Annotated in this window: 19 protein-coding genes and 1 riboswitch; of the genes, 10 read left to right on the top strand and 9 right to left on the bottom strand. The window is 34.7% G+C overall.

Annotated elements, in window-relative coordinates:
- Positions 1 to 173 precede the first annotated feature (173 nt).
- From WEEVI_RS09705 to WEEVI_RS09735, 7 genes are all read left to right on the top strand, one after another.
- A complete protein-coding gene (locus WEEVI_RS09705; protein ID WP_013598965.1) occupies positions 174 to 539 on the top strand; it encodes a cysteine-rich CWC family protein in 366 nt (121 codons plus the stop codon).
- 56 nt (positions 540 to 595) lie between these two features.
- Positions 596 to 1,996 (top strand): exonuclease domain-containing protein, encoded by a 1,401-nt coding sequence (locus tag WEEVI_RS09710; RefSeq protein ID WP_013598966.1) that lies wholly within the window; start codon positions 596 to 598, stop codon positions 1,994 to 1,996.
- A gap of 136 nt (positions 1,997 to 2,132) precedes the next feature.
- A complete protein-coding gene (mnmE, locus tag WEEVI_RS09715) occupies positions 2,133 to 3,524 on the top strand; it encodes a tRNA uridine-5-carboxymethylaminomethyl(34) synthesis GTPase MnmE (protein ID WP_013598967.1) in 1,392 nt (463 codons plus the stop codon).
- A gap of 136 nt (positions 3,525 to 3,660) precedes the next feature.
- Positions 3,661 to 3,960 (top strand): cupin domain-containing protein, encoded by a 300-nt coding sequence (locus WEEVI_RS09720; RefSeq protein WP_013598968.1) that lies wholly within the window; start codon positions 3,661 to 3,663, stop codon positions 3,958 to 3,960.
- Positions 3,961 to 4,258: 298 nt separating this feature from the next.
- The gene (locus tag WEEVI_RS09725) at positions 4,259 to 4,462 is read left to right on the top strand and encodes a hypothetical protein (protein WP_126414820.1); all 204 of its coding nucleotides are present in this window, start codon (positions 4,259 to 4,261) and stop codon (positions 4,460 to 4,462) included.
- Positions 4,459 to 4,989: a hypothetical protein gene (locus tag WEEVI_RS09730; protein ID WP_041942157.1), complete on the top strand. Its 531-nt coding sequence runs from the start codon at positions 4,459 to 4,461 to the stop codon at positions 4,987 to 4,989. Before WEEVI_RS09725 ends, WEEVI_RS09730 begins: the two co-directional genes overlap by 4 nt.
- A gap of 286 nt (positions 4,990 to 5,275) precedes the next feature.
- Positions 5,276 to 6,529: an MFS transporter gene (locus WEEVI_RS09735; RefSeq protein WP_013598971.1), complete on the top strand. Its 1,254-nt coding sequence runs from the start codon at positions 5,276 to 5,278 to the stop codon at positions 6,527 to 6,529.
- A gap of 6 nt (positions 6,530 to 6,535) precedes the next feature.
- Here the strand turns inward: WEEVI_RS09735 and WEEVI_RS09740 are convergent, their stop codons facing one another.
- From WEEVI_RS09740 to WEEVI_RS09750, 3 genes are read right to left on the bottom strand one after another with little or no spacing between them, the layout of a single operon-like run.
- Positions 6,536 to 7,243: a nucleotidyltransferase family protein gene (locus WEEVI_RS09740; protein WP_041942158.1), complete on the bottom strand. Its 708-nt coding sequence runs from the start codon at positions 7,241 to 7,243 to the stop codon at positions 6,536 to 6,538.
- A 21-nt stretch (positions 7,244 to 7,264) separates the two neighbouring features.
- Complete coding sequence (locus WEEVI_RS09745; RefSeq protein WP_041942159.1) at positions 7,265 to 7,690, bottom strand: RapZ C-terminal domain-containing protein; 426 nt, start codon at positions 7,688 to 7,690, stop codon at positions 7,265 to 7,267.
- Positions 7,668 to 8,705, bottom strand: a complete 1,038-nt coding sequence (locus tag WEEVI_RS09750) for an aminoglycoside phosphotransferase family protein (protein WP_041942160.1) — start codon at positions 8,703 to 8,705, stop codon at positions 7,668 to 7,670. Before WEEVI_RS09750 ends, WEEVI_RS09745 begins: the two co-directional genes overlap by 23 nt.
- Before the next feature lie 419 nt (positions 8,706 to 9,124).
- On the opposite strand from WEEVI_RS09750, the gene WEEVI_RS11030 reads away from it, so the two are divergent.
- Entirely contained in the window at positions 9,125 to 9,409 is a 285-nt protein-coding gene (locus tag WEEVI_RS11030; RefSeq protein ID WP_013598973.1) for a hypothetical protein, read from the top strand.
- 64 nt (positions 9,410 to 9,473) lie between these two features.
- A complete protein-coding gene (locus WEEVI_RS11035) occupies positions 9,474 to 9,695 on the top strand; it encodes a hypothetical protein (protein ID WP_126414817.1) in 222 nt (73 codons plus the stop codon).
- Here the strand turns inward: WEEVI_RS11035 and ybaK are convergent.
- The 5 genes from ybaK to WEEVI_RS09780 all read right to left on the bottom strand — a co-directional run bounded on the left by ybaK (position 9,692) and on the right by WEEVI_RS09780 (position 14,294).
- On the bottom strand, positions 9,692 to 10,165 hold the full coding sequence (gene ybaK / locus WEEVI_RS09760) for a Cys-tRNA(Pro) deacylase (RefSeq protein ID WP_013598974.1): 474 nt from the start codon (positions 10,163 to 10,165) through the stop codon (positions 9,692 to 9,694). The genes WEEVI_RS11035 and ybaK overlap by 4 nt on opposite strands.
- Before the next feature lies 1 nt (position 10,166).
- The gene (locus WEEVI_RS09765) at positions 10,167 to 11,657 is read right to left on the bottom strand and encodes a DNA recombination protein RmuC (protein WP_013598975.1); all 1,491 of its coding nucleotides are present in this window, start codon (positions 11,655 to 11,657) and stop codon (positions 10,167 to 10,169) included.
- Between the two features lie 15 nt (positions 11,658 to 11,672).
- Positions 11,673 to 12,887 carry a glycosyltransferase gene (locus WEEVI_RS09770; RefSeq protein ID WP_013598976.1) on the bottom strand — a complete coding sequence of 405 codons (1,215 nt, stop codon included), beginning with the start codon at positions 12,885 to 12,887 and terminating at the stop codon, positions 11,673 to 11,675.
- A 62-nt stretch (positions 12,888 to 12,949) separates the two neighbouring features.
- Positions 12,950 to 13,498 (bottom strand): ferritin, encoded by a 549-nt coding sequence (locus WEEVI_RS09775; RefSeq protein WP_013598977.1) that lies wholly within the window; start codon positions 13,496 to 13,498, stop codon positions 12,950 to 12,952.
- Positions 13,499 to 13,619: 121 nt separating this feature from the next.
- Positions 13,620 to 14,294, bottom strand: coding sequence for a TIGR02117 family protein (locus WEEVI_RS09780; RefSeq protein WP_013598978.1), 675 nt, complete (start codon positions 14,292 to 14,294; stop codon positions 13,620 to 13,622).
- A 106-nt stretch (positions 14,295 to 14,400) separates the two neighbouring features.
- Positions 14,401 to 14,547, top strand: a riboswitch (adenosylcobalamin (AdoCbl) riboswitch).
- A gap of 254 nt (positions 14,548 to 14,801) precedes the next feature.
- Between WEEVI_RS09780 and WEEVI_RS09785 the strand changes: the two genes are divergently transcribed.
- Complete coding sequence (locus WEEVI_RS09785; RefSeq protein WP_041942354.1) at positions 14,802 to 15,212, top strand: acyl-CoA thioesterase; 411 nt, start codon at positions 14,802 to 14,804, stop codon at positions 15,210 to 15,212.
- Positions 15,213 to 15,284: 72 nt separating this feature from the next.
- Here WEEVI_RS09785 and hemL read toward each other — a convergent pair whose 3' ends face one another.
- Positions 15,285 to 16,565, bottom strand: a complete 1,281-nt coding sequence (hemL, locus tag WEEVI_RS09790; RefSeq protein WP_013598980.1) for a glutamate-1-semialdehyde 2,1-aminomutase — start codon at positions 16,563 to 16,565, stop codon at positions 15,285 to 15,287.
- Positions 16,566 to 16,635 lie beyond the last annotated feature (70 nt).

The following is a 16,635-nucleotide window of genomic DNA, read 5'->3' on the forward strand; positions in this document are numbered from 1 at the left end:
AACAAAATTTCTGTTCAGTTCTGTTTTCCTATTGGTAGGATATGAACAAAACCAACAAGAATTTTGTTGCCATAAATTTACGGATTCTCTCTATAATAGACTTCATTTTATTTGTGATATCCTTTAGCAAATAAAATAATATCGCTAAAATTGTAGTTGAAACGAAAAATGAAATGGAAAATAAAAAGTGTCAACGCTGTGGCGAAATTTTTTGCTGTCAAACCAATAATGTTTCTGTATGTGGTTGTTCTTCAGTAGAATTGAAAGCCGAAACCCAAGAGTTTCTAGCCAAAACTTACTACGATTGTTTGTGTACGAATTGTTTACAAGCATTAGATCAGTACGCAGAGTTAGCTAAACAATATCCCTTTCCTACCGATCGCACTATGTTTATTCCACAAATTCATTATTATATAGAAGGGCAATATTGGGTATTTACAGAATTTTATCATTACCAAAAGGGGCGTTGTTGTGGGAATAATTGCCGTCATTGTGCGTATGGTTTTAAACAAAAAATAAGAAAAGGAGGTTTCTATTGAGGTAATTTTTAACGTTTTTTATCCAAAATTTTCTCAATAAATTGCGAAATTTACGTATGCTCAAACAAAAATCAGAACAACCGTTGTATGCAATTGTCGATATAGAAACCAACGGAAGTGCTGCAGCACATGGCGGAATAACAGAAATCGCAATTTTCTTGCACAACGGAAAAGAGATTATAGACGAATATCAAACCTTGGTGAATCCCGAAAAACCGATTCCCTTTCATATCCAAACACTTACCGGAATCACACCCGAAATGCTGGTCGATGCTCCACGTTTTGATGAAGTTGCCAAAGATGTGTATAGTTATTTAGAGAAGGCTATTTTTGTAGCACACAATGTAAGTTTTGATTTTTCTTTTCTTCATAAACAATTTTTGGATGTAGGAATAGATTGGAAACCAATAAAATTATGCACCGTACGTTTGGCACGAAAAATTTTTCCTGGTTACACAAGTTATAGTTTAGGGTCGCTATGCAAAAATCTAAATATTCCATTGCATGATCGACATAGAGCAGCGGGGGATGCAAAGGCTACGACCATTCTTTTCGAACAATTATTACAAAATGATCAAGAACGGTGGATCGAGAAAATGAGCAAAACAAACGCGAAGATTCTTCGTTTACCCAGTAATTTGAAGCATCAGAACTTAGAACATTTACCTACAACTTCTGGAGTTTATTTTTTTAAAAGTAAAGACAATAAATTTCTTTACATAGGAAAAGCAATCAACATCCGAAAACGAGTGAACGATCATTTCGCTGGAAACAATGCCGGGCAAAGAAGACAAGATTTCCTCAATGATATCTATACTATAGATTTTTTAGAGACAGGAAATGAATTGATGGCTTTGTTAACAGAACAAGAATACATCAGGCGGTATTGGCCAAAGTATAATCGTGCGTTGAAAGGATTGAATCCGAAATTTGGGCTAACCTCTTATATCGATCAAGCTGGTTACGAGCGAATAGCTTTGGTGAAAACAACTCCACAAACAACATGTTTTGCGTATTTCGATCGCGTGTATGATGCTACACAAAGCTTACTAGATAAGATTAATGAATTTAATCTTAATCGTTTATTGTGTTATTTTTATAATGAAGATCCGTTCGATAAAAAAGATAAAAATGCTTTACTAAAAACGCAAACTCTAGAAAATCCTACCGAATATAACCAAAGAGTAGCAGAAATGAAGAAAAGTTTTACCGATAAAATGAATTCTTTTTTTGTGCTCGGAAAGGGTAGGAATACAGAGGAACAATCGTATATTTTGGTAAAAAACAACCAACTATATGCAAAAGGTTTTTTTGATCCGAAATATTCTGTAAATTTAGTAGATATTGTACAAGCAAACGATCGATGCGAAAGCAGCTATTATGCCATGCAATTGATACTTCGGTACAAGAAAAAGCATCCTACGTCTGTTTTTCCGTATAAAGAAGACTGCTTATGAAAGTATTTTTGGTAAGTTATGTATCGAATCGTCATTGAGAATATCCTACCGAAAAGAAAAACCATCTTACAGTTTTCAATGGACTAGATTCGGATCAAATTATGTAAATTTGTATAACAAACTCCAAACATACGATATGATTTCTAATGATACAATTTGTGCTTTAGCTACAGCAAATGGAATGGGTGCTATCGCGGTGATCCGTGTTTCTGGCCCAGAGGCAATCGAAAAAGTAAACACTTTATTTCGGTCGAAGTTTGGCGAAAAATCTTTGCTCGAAGTAGATTCACATACGGTTCATTTGGGTTATTTTATTGATGAAGAGGTGCTTATAGACGAAGCACTTTTTACAGTTTTCAGAGGTCCGAACTCCTATACTGGAGAAGATGTTGTCGAAATATCTACACACGGATCGATGTATATTCAACAGAAAGTATTGGAGGTTTTGAACAAAAATGGAATCAGAAACGCAAATCCTGGCGAATATACTTTTCGGGCATTTTGGAATGGGAAAATGGATTTGACACAAGCTGAAGCTGTTGCTGATTTGATTGCTTCTGACTCCAAAGCATCGCACGAAATTGCCATGAAACAGATGCGAGGAGGTTTCTCTAACCAGATTAAAGATTTACGCGAACAAATTGTGAATTTTGCAGCATTGATCGAGTTAGAGTTAGATTTTTCTGAGGAAGATGTAGAGTTTGCAGATCGCACAAAACTATATGCTTTGCTGGATGAATTGCAAGAAGTTTTAAAGCGTTTATCCGATTCTTTTGTGTACGGAAATGTCATAAAAAATGGCGTTCCTGTAGCGATTGTTGGCGCACCGAATGCCGGAAAATCGACTTTGCTCAATGCTCTGCTCAATGAAGAAAGAGCGATAGTTTCTGATGTTGAAGGAACAACACGCGATACGATAGAAGAAGTATTGTACATTAATGGAATCGGATTCCGTTTCATAGACACAGCCGGAATTCGAGAAGCTGGCGACAAAATAGAACAAATCGGAATAGAGAAAACTTTCGAAAAAATAGACAAAGCCAGTATTGTATTGTATCTGTATGATTCGAATATCATGGCAGACAATCAGATTGCGAACCAATTAGAAGCATTGATATCGAAAGGTAAAATTGTTTTCAATATTGCTAATAAAATCGACATAGAATCGGACAGAGATGTAATACCACAAGCGATAAAAGATGAGTTTAAGGAAGTTATTCACTTAGAAATTTCGGCAAAAGAAAAGTACAATATAGAAACTTTGAAAGAAAAGTTATTTGATCAAGTTCAGCTCTTGAACAACACCGACGATACGATAGTTTCGAACTCTAGACATCTTGATGCGTTGCAAAAAACTTTGGCACAAGTGCATAAAATACGACAAGGTATGCAAGATGGAATACCCACAGATTTATTGGCGATGGATCTTCGCGAAGGTTTGGACTATCTAGGTGCAATAACTGGAGAAATTGATGTAGATGAAGATATATTGGGGACTATTTTCGGAAAGTTCTGTATCGGGAAGTAGTTATTTTTCTTTTGTTTGTTAACTACCTATAAATGCTATATTTAAGAGCAACCATGTTGCTCTTTTTTGTTGCCTAATTGCTTTATTTTGATTAAATTTGATGTACAGTAGAAACTAACTTCTAAACTTACAAACCATGGCAGAAATTAAACATTTGAATTCCTTGCATAGAACCGATAAGCAATTAAGTGTGAGCATATTATTTGAAGGAAAAGAAGGCGTAACACGCAGTCTGTATCTGAAAAAAGACGGATTGTTACCAGAGCACACCACCGCTATACCTGCAGTTTTGCTATGTGTAACAGGTAAAGTGACTTATGAAGATGAAAAAGGTTGTCAAGTAGTTTTAGAACCTGGAAATTTTCAGAACATTGAACCAAACATCAAACATTGGGTAAAAAGTTTTGAGGATAGTCAGTTACTGTTGATGAAATAAGCTTTTTCTTCTCTCTAATTGCCATAGAACAAGGCACAAAATTACTCCCTTTTAAAAACTTCTTCTGGGAATGCTGATGAAAATTAGGGCATTTTTTCATTGTCTATTCTATTAAAGATGTAGCGGTTAGCCTTTTTGGCTAACTTTTTTTATCCCAATCTATTTTTTAGCTGTATTCTTCGTTTAGAAATTGCTTTTTAATTATCGAAAAAAATATACTTACAATGTAAGGGGAAAAGTCATTATTTGAGTTTTATTGATAAAAAACATGTCATTTTACCTGATTTTTAGAGAAAAAATGTTAAATCTGCACAAATTTTTTAAAAATCATATTGTTTATGAAGAAATTTTCTTTTCTCTTGTTAGGAGTTCTATCTTATCGCTCCAAGCACAAATGGGGGTCAATACCGATAATCCCCAAGCCACACTAGACGTACAAGGTAATGTAATTGTAGGTGAGGCGAGCTATACAGAGGATAAAACGGGCTTTCTCTTGTGGTGAGAAACAATGTCACAGGAGAGCTAAAAATCGTAGGGAATACAGGGCAAGATCATACAATTGCACCTATGAATATCATAACTTTTAAACTAAGTAATGTAGATGGAGATTGGGTAGAAAGTTATTTTACAGGTATCGACTTGGATAAATACACCGTTGCCGTAATTGGTTCTAGATTTTATGATCCTAATGGTAGCCAAGGAGTAACATTATATAGCAATAACTTAATTGAATATAAGGATAAAAATAATGCCAATGCAAAAGCTTTTACAGGCTACAATCCATTCCAAGTATATGCAAGTAGAATGAAACGAAACGAAACTACAAATAAATTAGAATGGGTATTGCATGCCGATTTCGCAGGTGGTTCGCCAAGACGAATAGCAACTGATCTGAACACTAAAATCAACGGAACTTGGGAAATCACTTGTCTAATAATCAACAACTCTTTGGTGAATGTATTGAACGATCATGTCGTAAATTTTAATGGAGGAAATCGAGTTTTTGGTACTGCACCAGCCGGATTATAAAAAAATATAGAAAAAGAAATAATAATTTCACTAGAGTGGTTTTTAAGAGACCATAAAAACAAAGGTATGGGTGCGATATTATAGAGCCACTGTGTGGAAAGAAAAAACTTAGCAAATAATTGTTAAGTTTTTCTTGTTTCTATAATTTTTTTTGATGAAATTGTTATATAACAGAAACTGTAATTGGATATCTAAAAAACAAATAAATAAAGCAAACATTTTACTCATCATAATTAATCTTTTTTTTGAAGAAATTCACTGTACATTTGCCTATTAATAGATTAGAATGACAGCTCAAAAGAAAAATATTTCCATCTGGAAAAATAAAGAATTCATTCCATTCATATTTTTGCGTTTTGCACTCATCTTTGCTCTTTTTATGCAAAGTACATCGGTGGCTTATGAAATTTTCGAAGTTACCAGAAAAGAAATTTTTCTAGGTCTCATCGGCTTGTTCGAGTTTGCACCCATATTGCTTACCGCATTCTATGCAGGACAATTGGTGGATAAAATCGATAAACGAAAGATTCTCATTCTTTCCATTGCTACCTATATGCTCATTTCTTTTTTATTAATGATAATACATTTTCCAACCGTTAGAAACCATCTAGGGATCAATTACTATTTGGCACTTTGTTACTTTTGTTTTTTTGTATTAGGCCTAACAAGAGCTTTCAGCGGACCGGCACTGTTTGCTTTATTAGCTTTGGTCGTGCGCAAAGAAAATTATACCAAGGCAATCCCGATTTCGTCTTCCGCTTTCATGATTGGGTCTGTTCTCGGTCCCTTGGCAGGCGGCGTAATATTGGCGCATTATGGAATAGAAATTACACTAATTTCTGCCTTCTCGATGATGGTGCTTTCTATGATAATGTGTTTATTGATTTCGACAAAACCACCTCAAAAATCAGAAGAATTATCAGAAGAAAGCCCTTGGCAGCGTATAAAGGAAGGACTGAAGTTTATCTGGGCTTCTCCCATTATTTTGGCTGTTCTAAGCTTAGATATGTTTGCCGTTTTCTTTGGTGGTGCAGAATCTCTATTGCCCGCTTTTGTAAATAAAGTTCTGAATCAAGGCTCAGAAACTTTCGGTTTATTGCGCTCTGCACACGGAATTGGCTCGCTCATTATGCTACTGCTTTTGTCTTTTATCCCATCATTACTCAGAGGAAACGTTGGGCCAAAACTATTAGGTACTATCGGTTTATACGGTTTATCGATTATTTCTTTTGGTTTGATGAGAAACCTTGTGCTATGTTTTATTGTTTTAATGTTGGCAGGCTGTTTCGATGCAATATCCATGGTGATAAGACAAAGTATTCTACAACTCAAAACACCCGAAAACCTAAAAGGGAGAGTTTCTTCCGTTAACTCTATTTTCGTTAGCTCATCCAATGAATTAGGCGCTTTAGAGAGTGGGGTAGCGGCAACAATTTTAGGGTTGGTCCCAGCAATTATTTTCGGTGGTAGTATGACAATCTTAACCGTAATCCTGATCGCAATTTTTATAAAACCAATACGAAAAGTATACTTAGAATAGATTTTTTTATCTGAAATATTTTTCGGCCTCTAAAATACTTTGTGGTTTTCCGACATCGATAAGGTAATCACCTGTATGATCGTATCCTAAAATGTAGTTTTCTTTCATCAAACGCATATAGCTTTTCATGATCGAAAATTTTCCTTCTTCGGTAATTTTGTCAAAAATATCTGATCGTAAAATATGTATGCCACTAAAAGCGTATTCGTGCAGTTTTAGCCTTGGATTAACGATGATATCTTCCTCAGTTGTTAGATTTCGCCAACCTTGTAATCGCATTTCTTCTGTAAAAAGCAATTTCCGAGACGAGCTTCTTTTGCTTACTGCTAAACTAGCAATTGGCTTGTACTTCTGGTGAAAGTCGATCAATTTTTTTAGTGAGAATTTCGTTAGAATATCCGCATTCATCACTACAAAATCTTCTGTGAAGTATTCTCTAGCGTTGAGCAAACCACCACCAGTTTCTAATATATCTTTTTCGAAAATCAATCGGATTTTCATACCAAAACATTCATTTTCTTCGAGATATTTTTCTATCTGTTCGGCAAAATGATGTGTATTGATCACCACTTCATCTATCCCGTTTTGTTGGAGGTAGGTTAAATTTCGCTGCAACAGTGTTTGATTATTGACTACTGCCAAAGCTTTAGGATGCGACAAGGTAAACGGCTGTAAACGAGTGCCCAAACCAGCGGCGAATAACATGGCTTTCATTTCAAAATAATAATATAAAAATTAATAAGGAAGATTGATCCAGTTTTTTTCTTCTTGGACTATATGCTGCACATTCACCTGTACACTTGGATAATGCGTTTTGATATACATTGCTATCTGATCGGCACAATACACCGAGCGGTGTTGTCCACCAGTACAACCAAAGTTTATTTCTAAATTGTTGAAATTTCGGTCGATATAATCTTCGATAGAAATACTAATCACTTTTTTTACGCCTTCTAAAAATACAGGAGCTTTGGTTTTCTCTTCTAGAAAAGTTATCACTTCCTGATCGCGACCTGTTAAAGTTTTATATTGATCGAATCGACCTGGATTGAGAATTCCTCGACAGTCGAATACAAATCCTCCGCCGTTTCCAGAAGAATCTTTGGGGATTTCTCTTTTATATGAAAAGCTTCTTACATTAATGTTGAGTGGTGTGACCATGAATTATTTGTTTTATTTGATAAGTGGTTTCGGGCAAAGTCGATTGATGAATTATTGATAAAAGTGCCGGATATTTTTTTAGGATTGGAAAGTCGACAATCTTCTTCAGGTTCTCTAACCCAAACTGGATACTGTCTAAAAAGTGCGGTTTACGCTCGATAAGTCCTCGTAAACCATATGCGCCTAGGGTTTGTAAAACACGTATAACCACACAATAATGATACGTTTCGTATAACATTTCATTGGTGTAATCTGACCGAAAAATTCTCAGTTGTTGCAAATATTCGTGTAATAAATTTGTTTTTTTCTGATCAGAAAAATTGGCTTTAGCTTGCCAAATCAGTGATACCAAATCATACAATATCGGCCCCTTTAATCCTCCCTGGTAATCGATAAACATAGGTGTGTTTTGCTTAATCATGATATTTCTCGACTGGAAATCTCTGAATATAAATCCTTTGGGCTCGAGCCTTTCGAAATCAAGAGAAAACTTTTCGAAATCATGTAGTAAAGCATTAGGGGTGAATGGGATAGATAAAGCGTCTAGAAAATAAAACTTAAATTGAAATAAATCTCGTAAAGACAAAACCTGATCGAAATCTTGATAACTATAACAACGGTTATAATCAATTAGTTGATGTAGCCCAAGCTGACATTCGATGAGTTTTGTGATAACTTTTCGGTATAAATTATCGACATCAGGTGAGTTTTCTTTCACCAAATCCATCAAAGAAGTCGTCCCTAAATCTTCTTGAATATACAAGTCTTTGTCTGTATTAATTTGATAAACCTTAGGTGCAATTTCTGGATACACTCGATCGAGTAATTGAGTGAAATAGAAAAAGGTTTTATTCTCAGCAACATCCGAAGAATAGGTAAGAATTTTAGAACCGTTCTCATCCCAAAAACGATAATAACTTCTATTCGAGCCACTTTCTGCTAATTTTTCTAAAGAGTTTGCGGCTTTCTGACCATAATTTTCTTCTACGAAAGAATAAATTTTTTCTGCAATCATGAGAAACCAAAATTACGTAAAAATCTGCAATTTAGCGTACAGTTGTATGGGTAAAATCGGTCGGTCGCTTTTGCATTACTGGTAAAAATTTGTTGGTAAAAGAAAATGGCAAAATAAACTATATTATTAGGCCTATTTTTGTGCCGATAGAAAAAAGTATTCAATCTTTATGAAAAATCGCCGGTCTGCATATGTTTGCAGGTTTTTCGGTTTTGATTAGTCGATTTTCTCAAAAATTAGTTATCATTCACTCCTTATTCTATGCGTTAATTATTCTGTGTTTTGAACTTTTTCTACGTGTTTTCGGAACGATAAGTACTTTGTATTTCGTTCTATTTTGATAGGAGTAGGGATTTGTATCGGAAATGTGATTCCACCAGGTTATATCAAAAAATAGATTTCCTAAACATATTGGTCTAATGACTGGTATTTTCGCCGTTGCCACGAATTTTACAGCTGCTTTTGCGTCAGGCTATGGCACAAAGATTGGCAAATGGACTGGTTTTGGGTGGAAAACTTCGATGGGTATTTGGTTGATTTCAGGTTTGTTAGCTTTGTTGGTAATCGGATTAGAGTTGCTTTTTACCAAAATCAATAATCTTTCGGGTAAATTACCCGTTCTACACTTAAACCTAAATCTTTTCCGCTTTTCTCATGCGTGGAATATTAGTTTTTATGGGTATCCAATCGTTATTTTATTATAGTTAAATACTTTGCAGTAATAATGCAAACGGGTTAGTGTTTATTTTATCAACTTTGTTCTTCTCTGTGCGAACCAGATTAAGTGCTGTTGCTATCAAAGTTTCAGGATTAGTACAGTCTGTAGGATATTTAGTTGCAACATTTGGACCACCAATTTTTGAGAGACTACATGATTGGGATTCTTCTTGGCGTATGTCTTTTTACTTTTTAGCCGTTTGTATTGTAATCATGTTCTTATTCGGTCTGCATGCTGCAACCAATAAATATGTAGAAGATACCGTGAATTAGATGGCAATAGCTGTAAAAGGTGCATCCAAAAAGTTGGCTAAATCAGTTGGGTTGATAAGTAACTGTAGGCCAATTTTTCCACCACTTACTGTAATTGTATCCAGCTTTTTTGCTGATTGATCTATAAAAGTTGGCAATTTTTTCTTCATGCCAATAGGAGAGCAACCTCCATGAACGTAACCAGTCAACCCAAAAAGATGTTTTTGTGGTAAAAGTTCTACTTTTTTTCGTCCGATAAATTTAGCAATTTTCTTAAAATCGACTTGTGCATTCCCAGCAATCACCACAACTAAATGTTCTTTTTTATCATCTTCGAGCACCAAAGTTTTGTAGATTGTATCTAATGGAACTGATAAATAGTCGGCAACTCCTTTTGCACTAATGTCGGGTATATTGGTAGGATATTCTCGCAGTTTATATGATATTTTGTGTACATCTAATAAACGAATTGCATTGGTTTTTTGAGCCATTTTATGAGTTTTTATGTTCAATCTCATTCACTTTATCATCATTTTCTAATAAATAATCAGGAAGTTGTTTTTTGGTTTTTACTCCCAATTTTCGCATTCTATCCACCTGGTTGATAAGGTTTCCTCGGCCTGTGCTTAGTTTTTTGAAGGCATTTTCGTACGCATTTTGCGAAGCTCCTAAAGCTTTACCAATGTCTTCTAAATCTTGGATAAAATTCACAAACTTGTCGTGCAATTTTGTTCCTTGATTCACAATTTCAATTGCATTCTTATTTTGTAAATCTTTTTTCCATAAATCGGCGATTAATTTTAGGCTTGCAATCAAATTTGTAGGACTTACCAAAAGAATTCGTTTTTCATAGGCATATCTCCAAAGCTCATGATCGGATTGCATTGCCAGTAAATAAGCAGGTTCTATCGGTAAAAACATCATCACAAAATCTAGCGATTGTGTCAAATCATCGTACGATTTCTCACTCAGGTCTTGTATATGTTTTTTGATTGCCAAGACATGTAAATTCAGTTGATTCTGTTGTTCTTCTACATCTTCAGTCGAACAAAAACGTTCGTAAGCATTGAGGGAAACTTTAGAGTCGACAATGATTATTCGTTCGTCGGGTAATTGAATCAAAACATCAGGACGAAGTTGTTTGCCGTACTCATCGTTGATCGTTTGTTGTACAAAATATTCTCGATCGCGTACCAAACCAGATTGTTCCAAGATTCTCTCAAGAATCATTTCGCCCCAATTTCCTTGTTGTTTTGTTTGTCCTTTCAATGCATTGACCAAATTATTGGCTTGTTCGCTCACCAAATTAGTTTGCTGTACCAATTCTTTGATTCGATCTGAAAGAGAAAATCGTTCCTTTGATTCCTTGTCATATGTTTCATTCACTTTTTGTCTGAATGAGCTAATTTCTTCCTGAAAAGGTTTTAGTAAAGTTTCTAATGATTGAAAATTTTCATTTTTGAATTTCACACTTTTATCTTCCAATATTTTTTGTGCCAATTGCTCAAATTCTAGTTTAGCTTTTTGTTGTAATTCTTCAAAATATTTTTGTTGTTCAATCTGCTTTTCATGCAAGCTTTTTTTCTCTGCTTCTAATGTCGATTTTTCTGTAATCCAAAGTAATTTTTCTTTCTTCAACCAATCCAATTGTTCTTCTTTTTCATACAAATCAATTTGCAAACGATCTATTTGTTCTAAATAATTTCCTACTTTAGTTTTAAGATTTTCGGCTTGGAGTTTATTTTCTATATTTTTGTTAATCAGATTATTGTGTAGATTATTTAAACTATTTATTGAGTTTTCTAATTCGTTGATTTTTTCTTTCAGATAAGAATTTTCAATTTCAGATGTTTTGATGTCATCTTTCAAAGACTGATATTCTTTTGGTGATAAATAGTTTTTTTTCCATGTAAAGAACGTCAATAGAAGTACGAGAATAGAACAAGTTAAAAGGATAAATAAAATTATTTCTAGTGATTTCATAGGGGTAGATTTCGTTTATTTATTTTTTTCCTCGATCCATTTCGACAGATATTTTGTAGCCATCAATCCTTGTTGTTGCATCAAGGTTCCTACAATATTTTGATTTCGGTAGGAGAGAATATTGTTAGAAATATCGTCAATTTTTTCTTTAAAAATGCAACTCCAAAGATTTAGATCAAATTTTTGTTTCAAAAGCTGATATCCTAATGTTTGTTTTTCGTGCCACAGTTTTTCATCTAGGTATAAGTTTATTAGATTTTGGTAGGTATCATTTTCATCCAAAAAAAAACCAGGCCAGTCGTCATCACAAATTCCTTCAGCTCCTATAGGGCTGGTCACCGAGGGTGTGCCGGCATGCATTGCATCAATAAACTTCCCTTTCAGTCCGGCTCCAAAAGGAATGGGTGCAAGGAGAATTCGATAATTTTGTATCATTTTTTGTGAGTTTTCTGTTCTGCCTAAAACATAAAGTCCTTCTTTGGGTTGTTTCAATTGTTGTACTTTTTTTGTGCAATACGCTCCGTATATATGCATTTCTGCTTTGGGTAGTTGTTTTCTGATAGTTGGCCAAATTTCTTTTATGATTTTCACTGTTTCGTAATTTGGTAAGTGCATAAAATTACCAATGAAACAGAAATTACTCCGTTCATGGAAATTGGGTAGGTATTCAGTTTTGTTGAGTTTTTCTAAAAAAGGTAAATAAAAGAGAAGTTCAGGTGGAATGTTAAATTGCTCTGTTAGTAGTTTTTCTTCTTTTTCAGATATTATTAGACTAAGATCAGATCGATAAATACTGCTCAATTCTCTTTTAGCCAGTGTGGATAAGGGGAAAAGCGAAACAGTAGTCTTATTTTTATATGCTTCGGTTCGAGCTTCGCGGAGAAAATGCAAATCTTCAGTATCTAAAATCTGGATACTTTTTGGGCTAAATTCTTTTACTCGCCAACCAAATTGTTCTTCGGTTATAAAACGATCATACACCACAATATCTGGCAAAAGTTGCTTGATATAATTATCAAAGCTTGCGTCGTTTAGACTAAGTTGTATTTCTTCTACCGAAAGAGAGTTTAAAGGGAAAGAATAATCAGATTTCTGGGCACATGAACCAAAGATCACTTTATAATCGAATTGTAGGAAAAGTTCTATCAATTGTATTATTCGCCATCCGGCAGCAGAAGAAGTAGGTTCTGGCCAGACCAAACCAATGAAAAAGACTGTCTTTTTATCCATAAAAACAAAGATAGGAGATTTCTCTCCAACCTTTGTTAAATTCGTTCAGTTGTTTTATCAGTCTACTCCAATGGGTTTACATCATCGGCTACTGGAAATTCTTGTCCAGTATTTCTAATAATATTGTTAAGCTCGAATCTTGCAGTATCAGACATTTTGGCTCCACCAGCTAGTTTGACTTTATCGAGTAAATCTAGTGCTAATTTTTCTTCTTCTCTTTGTTCATTCACTAACCATTGCATGAAATTCCATGTAGCCCAATCCTCTTCTTTCATGCTCATTTTCACAATCTTGTAGATGGCAGTTGTATTGTCGATTTCTTGTTGGAGAACGGCTTCAAAACATTCTAAAATATTTTTGGGTTGTGGCTCTGGCTTTTCGATGGCTTCAATAGTTACAGTTCCTCCTCTTTCTTGTATATATTCTATAATTTTTGCCATATGAACTCGTTCTTCTTGCGAATGTTTCATCATAAAATCTTTTATACCATCTAGCTTTTGTTCATCTGCCCAACAAGCCAACATTAGATACATTTGAGATGAAAAAGCCTCTGTGGTTACTTGATTGTTTAGTGCTTTTTCTATTGTTTTTGATAATCTGTTTGTTTGCATTATTTCTGTATTTTATATGTATTGATATATCCAAAAGTTGTGCCTTTTAGTGGTTTTTAGAAAGTATTTTCTGAGGTGCTCATGAATAATAACAACTTTGTTTACACTATGAGGAATATTTTTATGGATATTGACTCATTAAACCATCATCAAAAGCAGCCCAAAACGAAGCTTTTAATCCAGCTTTTTTTAGTACGTTATTGGTCCATGTATTACAAGTATAGAAAATACTATATTTACCATTGGCTTCATAGAAAGCATCATCTTCGCCATATTGTGCATTTGTCTCGATGTATATAGGATGATTATTTTGCCAGATTATTGTTTCTTTTATCGAGTTGATAATGGATTGGTATTGTGCATCAGAAACCCATATAGCCCGTGTTAATTCATCTTCTTTCATGTCTTTATAATAAGTAACATGCAATGCAGCTTCACCCAAACCGGTAGCTGCTACAAAAGCTGTTGATGGTTTCAGGTCCTTCCATTCTGGGGTATCTAGGTAAAATCCTTTATCTCCCCATCCAATTCCAACATATTCGAAATGCGTATCTTTTCCTTTTGTATCTGTATAGGGGAATAATTTTGCCCAATTGATTTGAGAAGTTTCTACCGGAAGCACCAAATCTGTATGCACCTTGTTCGATCGAATGAATATTAGTTTTGTGGGCTTATCGGTTTCCTTTGGTAAAACAGTTTTTCTAGAGAGAATATATTCTGTAGCCAAATAAAGGAAAGTAATTCCTGCTAAAAATGCAATAAAAACTAAAACAAAACGAAGAAGTTTTCTTATCATAAAAATAATTTTTATAAAAAAATAAAGAAGCATATAGGTCAATATCAATTACATTGCCAAGAATAAGGAAAAATATTCAGGTTTGTTTTGGTACGATGAGAAGATTAATTGTATTTTTGCCCAGCTTAAAATGGAATCAGGTGGGAATCCTGAACTGTCGCGCAACTGTGATGAATTTTTCTTCTAAGTCAGGTCTTTTTTAAGTATTAAATGCTTTCGCGATTGAGGCTAAACCTTCATTCATCGAAGCATGGTAGGGTGTGAATAATCAATACTATGCAAAAATTTTATATTCGTTTTATTTCTTTTGTTTCTTTTCGGATATCCGTTTGGGATAAAGTTTTTGTAGATTAAATCCTACATAATTCATTAGAAAAAATTAAACATATGATAACCAAAGAAGAATACCTACAAGCAAAAGAATCTTTGCAAGAAGGGAAGATTACGCAAGATGTTTTTTTGTTGATCGAACAAAAGTATGAACAAGATAAGCAACGTAAAAATAAAATAACATCTGAAGAATGGTCAAAAGATGATGCCTTACAAAAGAGAGTAAAAAATGCTGAAACCGTTGTCTACAAAGCTGTTTTCCCTGGAGACACCAATCACCACAACACTATGTTTGGTGGGACAGTCTTAAGTTATATGGATGAAGTAGCTTTCCTTACGGCAACTCGTTTTAGTAGAAAACCTATCGTTACGGTTTCAAGTGATAAAATAAATTTCGAACATTCTATACCGAGTGGTACAATCGTAAAAGTGGTTGGTAAAGTTGCCGAAATAGGGAGGACCAGTATGAAGGTTTTTATAGAAGTTTTTATTGAGAGTATGTATAGAGAAGGCTCTGAGTTGGCCATAACAGGCACCTTTACTTTGGTTGCCATTAACGAAAACAAGCGTCCTGTAGCTATTATATAAGTTAAATTGATAAAGAAAAAAATCGTTTCGGTATTGAAACGATTTTTTTTTTATTGCAACATTTAGTATTTCTTACATAGAAAAAGACCGCACAGCTTCCAGTGTTTTGTCTATCTCTGGTTGCTTTATTGCGTCGGAAATAAACCATGTTTCATACCCAGAAGGTGCAATATAAACCCCGTTTTCTAACATATGATGAAAGAATTTATTGAAGAGGGTATGATTTGCTTTTTGTGCTGTATCAAAATCATTTACTTTGTGTTCTGCAAAGAAAACAGACATCATAGAGCCTAATTGGTTTACCTGATGAGCAATGCCTTTTTCGGTAAGAATTGCTTTTATTTCTTTGGTTAATGTTTCGGTTGCAAGATCGATTCGTTTATACAAATCCAAATCATCTTTCAGAAGGTTGAGTGTCGTAAAACCAGCGCGCATTGCAATTGGATTTCCACTCAAGGTTCCGGCCTGATAGACTGGGCCATTGGGTGCAAGAAAGTCCATAATTTCTTTGCGTGCAGCGAAAGCTCCTACCGGAAATCCACCTCCAATTACTTTACCAAAAGTAACAATATCTGCATCAATCCCTAATCTTTTTTGTGCTCCAGCAATGTCAAGACGGAAACCTGTCATTACTTCGTCAAAAATCAATAAAGTTTTATTTTTTTCGCACAAAGATTTCAGTCCTTTTAAGAATTCTGGATCGGGTAGAATACAGCCCATATTGCCTGCAACTGGCTCGATGATAATAGCAGCAATGTGGTCTTTATTTTCCTCGAATATTTGTTCTACTGATGCCAAGTTGTTGTACTTTGCTAATAAGGTGTCTTTGGCTGTTCCTTGTGTAACACCTGGTGAATTCGGATTGCCAAAAGTTATTGCTCCGGAACCAGCTTTGATGAGAAAAGAATCCGAATGCCCATGATAACAACCCTCAAATTTGATGATTTTATCTCGGTTGGTATAGCCTCTTGCTAAACGAATCGCAGACATACACGCTTCTGTACCAGAATTTACCATTCTGATTTGGTCTATATTCGGAACTAAACTAATAATCAATCGAGCGATTTCGGTTTCTAGCTCTGTTGGTGTCCCAAAAGAAAAACCAGATTTCAATTGCTCTGTTGTAGCGGCAAGAACTTCTGGGTGTGTATGCCCCAAAATCATTGGTCCCCACGAATTGATATAGTCTATATAACTTCTGTTATCTTCATCGGTGAGATAGGCACCCTTAGCTTTTTTGATGAAGAGAGGTGTTCCACCAACCGATTTAAAAGCCCTTACAGGAGAGTTTACTCCACCCGGGATATAATTTTGTGCTTCTTTGAATAAAGCGCTACTTCTTTGATAAATCATATGTATATTTTTTGTAAACAAATTTCGTGAATATAAAGCATAAAAAAAACCTCCCAAAAAAAAGGAAGGT

The organism is Weeksella virosa DSM 16922 (genome assembly GCF_000189415.1).
GTDB classification, from domain to species: Bacteria; Bacteroidota; Bacteroidia; order Flavobacteriales; family Weeksellaceae; genus Weeksella; species Weeksella virosa.